General features: G+C 40.3%; 8 protein-coding genes and 1 pseudogene. All 9 read right to left on the reverse strand.

Annotated elements, in window-relative coordinates; translation table 11 throughout:
• Positions 1 to 973: pseudogene (gene flhB, locus RAC86_RS33725) on the reverse strand (flagellar biosynthesis protein FlhB); the annotation flags it as partial.
• Complete coding sequence (fliR, locus tag RAC86_RS33730) at positions 973 to 1,752, reverse strand: flagellar biosynthetic protein FliR (RefSeq protein ID WP_003245510.1); 780 nt, start codon at positions 1,750 to 1,752, stop codon at positions 973 to 975. The gene fliR and the pseudogene flhB, both read right to left, overlap by 1 nt.
• A 7-nt stretch (positions 1,753 to 1,759) precedes the next feature.
• The gene (gene fliQ / locus RAC86_RS33735; RefSeq protein WP_003220888.1) at positions 1,760 to 2,029 is read right to left on the reverse strand and encodes a flagellar biosynthesis protein FliQ; all 270 of its coding nucleotides are present in this window, start codon (positions 2,027 to 2,029) and stop codon (positions 1,760 to 1,762) included.
• Positions 2,030 to 2,043: 14 nt separating this feature from the next.
• Positions 2,044 to 2,709 carry a flagellar type III secretion system pore protein FliP gene (fliP, locus tag RAC86_RS33740; RefSeq protein ID WP_003245692.1) on the reverse strand — a complete coding sequence of 222 codons (666 nt, stop codon included), beginning with the start codon at positions 2,707 to 2,709 and terminating at the stop codon, positions 2,044 to 2,046.
• Positions 2,702 to 3,361: a flagella biosynthesis regulatory protein FliZ gene (gene fliZ, locus RAC86_RS33745; RefSeq protein WP_017694876.1), complete on the reverse strand. Its 660-nt coding sequence runs from the start codon at positions 3,359 to 3,361 to the stop codon at positions 2,702 to 2,704. Before fliZ ends, fliP begins: the two co-directional genes overlap by 8 nt.
• Before the next feature lie 14 nt (positions 3,362 to 3,375).
• A complete protein-coding gene (gene cheY / locus RAC86_RS33750) occupies positions 3,376 to 3,738 on the reverse strand; it encodes a chemotaxis protein CheY (protein WP_014476812.1) in 363 nt (120 codons plus the stop codon).
• A gap of 25 nt (positions 3,739 to 3,763) precedes the next feature.
• Complete coding sequence (gene fliY, locus RAC86_RS33755; RefSeq protein WP_326145172.1) at positions 3,764 to 4,900, reverse strand: flagellar motor switch phosphatase FliY; 1,137 nt, start codon at positions 4,898 to 4,900, stop codon at positions 3,764 to 3,766.
• Positions 4,890 to 5,888: a flagellar motor switch protein FliM gene (gene fliM / locus RAC86_RS33760; protein WP_003220879.1), complete on the reverse strand. Its 999-nt coding sequence runs from the start codon at positions 5,886 to 5,888 to the stop codon at positions 4,890 to 4,892. Before fliM ends, fliY begins: the two co-directional genes overlap by 11 nt.
• A gap of 33 nt (positions 5,889 to 5,921) precedes the next feature.
• Positions 5,922 to 6,271 (reverse strand): flagellar basal body-associated protein FliL (gene fliL, locus RAC86_RS33765; RefSeq protein ID WP_377886560.1); only part of this gene is annotated, 350 nt, incomplete at its 5' end.

Below are 6,271 nucleotides of genomic sequence, written 5' to 3' on the forward strand. Positions count from 1 at the left end.
GGGCAAGCGGTCTGTTTTCTACCATAATTACATCATGCTCTTTAGCAATTTTCCTTATTTTTCACGCAAGGTGGTCGACGCCTTTTGCAACAATATAAGGTGCGTCCATTTTTTCTTCATCATATTTCAAAGCAATCGCATAGTGAGTCGGGTTTGTGATAATGACATCTGCTTTTGGAACTTCCTGCATCATCCGCCTCATCGCCATTTCCCGCTGTCTTTGTTTAATTTTAGACTTGATAATCGGGTCTCCTTCAGATTTTTTGTACTCATCTTTTATATCTTGTTTTGACATTTTGATATTTTTCTCATAGTCAAATCTCTGATATAAATAGTCGAGACCCGCAAGAATCAACAATGCACCTGCACCGCTTAGTCCCATCCACAAAGTGAGTTTTGAAACAAAAGAAAGTGCCTCTTCGGGTGTCAGGAGAGGAAGCCGGAGAATTTCTCCATAATGCAGCCAAAGCACAGCAAAAGCCGCAAAACCAACGACTACGATTTTCAAAATTGATTTAATCAGCTCCACAATCGCCCTCATACTGTATATTCGTTTAAAGCCTTTGATCGGATCCAGTTTTTCAAGCTTAGGCTGTATCACTTCAGCAGAAAATAAGAACCCAACCTGCATATAGTTGCTTACGACTCCTGCAACAAGAGCAACAAGCAAGATCGGTGCGAGTATCATGCCCATATCCTTTAATAAGCTGACAAACAATGTATGCACATTTGATTCTGAGAGCTTCATTGTGAGCGATTCGGTATAAAATGTTTCTATGAATGACAGCAGCCTGTCTCTCATATACGGACCAATTGCAATAAGCGAAAGGAATATTACCAGTAAAGAAACGGCAGTATTGACATCCGAGCTTTTGGCTACCTGCCCCTTTTTTCGCGTATCCTTCCGTTTTTTCGGAGTGGCTTTTTCTGTCTTCTCTCCCGCAAAAAACTGCAGGTCAACTCTAAGCTTCATTAAGAAACACCGACCAATGCTAAAAGATTCCGCATCGTTTCAATCGTTAAGCTGAAAACATTCCGGACAACGACGAAGATAACGGACATACATACAATGAGCATGATGAAACTGACAGCGATCTTTAAAGGCAGACCGACCACAAATACATTTAACTGCGGAACAGTTCGAGCCACGATACCTAATGCTAAATCAACTAGAAACAAGCTGGCCACAACCGGCGCTGACATTTGAAAAGCGATAATAAACATTGCATTAAAGCTTTTTGCAATAAAATAGGCAAACTTTTCATCGCCGAAATTCGGAAATGCCTGATCAACTGAAATATATTGAAAGCTGTAGTAAATACCATCCAGCAACAAATGGTGGGCATTGACACTCAGCATAAACAAAAGTGCCATCGTATAGATAAACTGGCCAATCAACGGACTTTGTGCACCGGTTTGCGGATCAATAACGTTTGCTATTGAAAATCCCATTTGAAAATCAATAAACGAGCCGGCAATCTGCACTGCGGCAATCATCATATAAGCAATTAAACCCAGACATAGGCCGACCAAAGCTTCTTTAAACGCCAAAAGCATATAGTGCTCATCTATCTCCAAAGAGGGCGGTTTATCAATGGTGCTGAAACAAATGACCGCAAGAAAAAAAGCAAAACCTATGCGATGAACAGCTGGCACATTTCGATGTCCAAATAGCGGAATCGTTACAAAAAAAGCAGAGATTCTAATAAAAACCAATAAAAAAGCAGGAAATAAGTCAATAATTGAATTCATCTCTACATTACCCTGCAAAACGATTTAAATTAGAAAACAGCTCTGTTGTAAATGAAAGAATCGTCGACAGCATCCACGGACCAAAAAAAATGAGAGCCAGGAGAACCGCCACGATTTTCGGAATAAACGCCAAAGTCTGTTCCTGGATTTGAGTTGTCGCCTGAAATATGCTGACAATTAAACCGACCAGTAAAGCAATAGCCAATAATGGCCCGCTGATCATCAGCGTTACGTATACGGCTTTTTCCGCCATAGAAATTACAAATTCTGAACTCACGTTTAGCACCTACCCTAAAAGCTCTGAAGCAAAGATTTCACAATTAAATACCAGCCGTCTACCAAAACAAAAAGTAATATTTTAAAGGGCAGAGAAATCATAACTGGAGGCAGCATCATCATTCCCATTGACATCAAGACGCTCGCCACTACCATATCTATAATTAAAAAAGGGATAAAAATCATAAAACCTATTTGAAATGCTGTTTTAAGCTCCGATATGGCAAAAGCCGGAACCATTGTTGTTAACGGAATATCCTTTAATGATTCAGGTTTATCCATTTTCGCGTAATTCATAAACAGCGCCAGATCCTTCTGCCTTGTGTGTTTACTCATAAATTCTTTAATCGGTTCCTCAGCTTTCGTATACGCTTCATCCAAGCTGATTTTGTTGTCCATTAATGGGGTCAGCGCTTCTTTATTAATTTCTGAAAAAGTAGGAGCCATAATAAAAAATGTTAAAAACAGCGCAAGCCCGATAAGAACCTGGTTTGGGGGCATAGATTGCGTCGCAAGTGAAGTTCTGACAAATGACAGAACAATGACGATGCGAGTAAAACAAGTCATAAGAATCAATATTCCAGGCGCCACTGAAAATACAGTTAACAATAATAGTAATTTAACAGTTGAACTTACGTTTTCCGGATCGCTTGAACTGAAAATATTTATAAACTCATTCATGATGACGTGGGCCTTTCTTCTTTCCTTCAGAACGGTTTTGTTTTAACTCTTCAAGTTGCTCTTTTAATGCTTTTGAAAATGAAGGCAGTTTTTGCTGCGGCTGATGTTCAGAACTCTTAAGCGGCTTCACAAACTTTTGCCACTCTATTTTGCTTGACATTGCCTCTTCATGCTGACTGAGAATGACTTCAATCTCTTTTTCATCCTCAATTTCTTTCAGCAGCTGGATCGTCTCTCCTACACCGACGACGAGCACACTTTTCCCGACCTTGATCAATTGTATGGATCTGTTCTGACCGACCGATGTGCCGCCAATATTTTCAACATATTGAAAAGGCTTTAGGAGCCGATTTCTTTTGTTCATGAGCTTAACCAGCCCGTAAATCAGCACGATAACAAACAGTAAAGCGAAAATCATCTTTACAAAATCAAAAGCTGAGACAGAAGGAGCAGCCGCTCCCTCCGTCTCATCAGCAGTTTTTGTTGTTTTTTCTTTCTTTTGTTCTGACTTATCTGCAGTTTTTTCATCTTTCTTTTGAAACCATTCGTTTACAGTTGAATTATCAGAGTCTGCCGCGGCAGCAGCAATCGGATGTACACTGAATAAAACGAAAAAACAAATAAAAACGATAAAGTATTGACTCTTTTTCAACAGTCGTACACCCTTTAACTTAATGTTTTGTTGATTGCTTCAAGCACACGGTCAGCCTGGAAAGGTTTCACAATGAAATCCTTAGCGCCGGCCTGAATGGCATCAATAACCATTGATTGCTGTCCCATAGCAGAACACATGATGATTCTTGCCTGCGCATCAATTTGTTTAATTTCTTTTAATGCTGTAATACCATCCATTTCTGGCATCGTGATATCCATAGTAACAAGGTCAGGTGAATGCTCTTTATATTTCTCTACCGCTTGTGCTCCATTTTCAGCTTCCGCCACAACTTCAAAACCATTTTTAACTAAAATATCTTTAATCATCATTCGCATAAATGCTGCGTCATCTACAATTAAAATTCTATGTGCCATAATCTATCTCTCTCCTTGTGTTTCGTTATTTTAAATTATTAATGCGCTCTGCCTGGCTTAAAATGTCAGTGACTCTCACTCCGAAGTTTTCTTCAATGACAACGACCTCGCCTTTGGCAACGATACGCTGATTAACTAAAATATCTACAGGCTCACCGGCTAATTTATCAAGCTCGATAATACTTCCGGCAGAAAGCTCTAAAATCTCTTTTACGCTTCTCTTCGTTCTGCCAAGCTCAACAGTAATCGAAAGCGGGATATCCAAAAGCATATCCAGATTATGAATAGGGGCTTGTACAGCTTCGTTTGGATCAAACGCTGAAAATTCCACCGGTGAAACCTGAACTGGCGCTGCTTTTTTTGCTGTTCCCTGCCTTTTTGGCGGCGGCTGCTGTTGCTTCGGTTCAATACGCGGCTCTGGCGTCACAGGCTCTTTCGGCTGTTCGTATGTAACTTCAGGCTGCACCGTTTCTTCTTTCTCTGCACTTTCTGAGTTCATAAGGCTTGAAATTAAATCTTTCGCAAATGTCAATGGGTAAAGCTGCATAATGCTGGAGTCTATTAATTCTCCCACCTTTAAGTTGAAAGAAACTTTCACCAGCATTTCATCATCAGGAATACGGTCTGTACCCTTTTCTTCAGTAACATCCAGCAATTCAACCCGAGGAGGCGAAATATCAATTTTTTTACTGAATACAGTAGACATTGATGTGGCAGCCGATCCCATCATTTGGTTCATTGCTTCTTGAACAGCACTTAAATGGATTTCACCCAGTGAAGGGTCCGCACCTTTTCCGTCTCCCCCGATCATTAAGTCAGCAATGATCGCCGCGTCACTTTGTTCCACAACTAACAGGTTGCTTCCGCTGAAGCCCTCCGTATAATTCACTTCAATCGCTACATACGGTTCAGGAAACGCATCGCTGATTTTACTTCTTGGAATGACCGTTACGCTTGGAGTCGTAATATCGACCTTTTGATTTAAAAGCGTTGACAGTGCTGTCGCAGAACTGCCGAATGAAATATTACCGATTTCACCGATCGCATCACGCTCCATTTCCGATAAGTCATCTACTTCCGGAACCTCTGGCTCATCAAGCGTGCTGCCAGTACCGTTAAGAAGCGCGTCAATCTCATCTTGAGATAATCTATTATTCTCCATCTTGTTCACCTCTTATGTCGTGATCTAAAATTTGCACTGCCTGTTTTCGATTCACCCGGCCGGCTTGTCCTAAAAATTTCGGCTTATCTCCGACCAATACAGTAAGAGGATCCGTGACTGATTTGTCCAAAGTTATGCAGTCTCCGACTTCTAAACTTAAAAACTCTTCTATCGTCAGTTCAGATGTGCCGAGCTCGGCCACGACAGGTATTTGTGCTGTCATGATACGTTTTTCAAGCGACTTTGTTTCCTCAGGCTTGGGCTCATTTCGGTCTGATTGCATCCAATAGTGGACTGAAAGCTTCGGTATGAGCGGCTCGAGTACGATATGCGGGATACAGAGATTAATGACACCGCTGATTTCACCAATTTGAGTATTGAGCGAGATCACCACGACTGTTTCATTAGGAGATACCATCTGAACAAATTGCGGATTCACTTCAAACTCAGTCATTTCCGGTTCAATATCAGCAATTGACTGCCAAGCTTCTTTATAATTACCCAGTGCATTTTCAAATAAATTAGAAATGATTTTTGTTTCAATTTCTGTCAAACTGTCAACCTTGTTATGACTGATTCCAATCCCGCCCATGACTCGATCCATCATCGTATAAGCTATCGTGGGGTTGACCTCCATCATAATTCTTCCTTCCATCGGATGAACATCAAATAGATTTAGAATCGTCATGTTTGGAATCGATCTGATAAATTCCTCATACGGAACCTGATCAACAGAACTGACAGATATGTGAATATAGGTTCTGAGCTGAGCAGAAAAATGAGTGGTAAGAAGTCTTGCAAAATTGTCATGAATTCTCGTTAAACTGCGGATCTGATCCTTAGAAAACCGCAGCGCACGTTTGAAATCATAAACCTTGACTTTCTTCTCTTTTTCTTCTTTTTTCAGCTCTTCAGCGTCCATTTCACCTGTTGATATTGCAGAAAGCAGTGCATCTATTTCATTTTGGGAGAGAACTTCTCCTGACATTTTCCTCACCTCCGTATTCTGTCAAATTATGCTTTATTGCAGATTAAAGGAGGTAATATACACTTTTTCTACTTTTCCTTCTTGGAGGTAGCTATTTATTTTATCTTTTAGTTCCTTCTTAAAGGTTTCTTTTCCCTTGTCTCCCTCAATCTGATCAGCATTCGTATCAGCCAGCAGTGATATAACAGCGTCTTTCACTTGGAAATCACGTTTCTCAAGTTCTTCTTTTGATTTATCAGAATCAGTTTCAAGTTTAATAGCAAGACGGATAATGTTATCAGACTTTAAATTTGTTGTGATCTCTTCTACATCAACAGAAGACGCAACGATTTCATCAATACTTTTTTTCGCTTCACTTTTTTCGGACTTTCCGCCTAAAACAA

The sequence above is a fragment of the Bacillus sp. LR_5 genome, from assembly GCF_042709275.1.

Coding starts and splice junctions, on each gene's coding strand:
- cheY (WP_014476812.1), bottom strand. CDS start 3,738: ATGGCACATAGAATTTTAATTGTAGATGACGCAGCATTTATGCGAATG.
- fliM (WP_003220879.1), bottom strand. CDS start 5,888: ATGTCAGGAGAAGTTCTCTCCCAAAATGAAATAGATGCACTGCTTTCT.
- fliR (WP_003245510.1), bottom strand. CDS start 1,752: ATGAATTCAATTATTGACTTATTTCCTGCTTTTTTATTGGTTTTTATT.
- fliP (WP_003245692.1), bottom strand. CDS start 2,709: ATGAATGAGTTTATAAATATTTTCAGTTCAAGCGATCCGGAAAACGTA.
- fliY (WP_326145172.1), bottom strand. CDS start 4,900: ATGGAGAATAATAGATTATCTCAAGATGAGATTGACGCGCTTCTTAAC.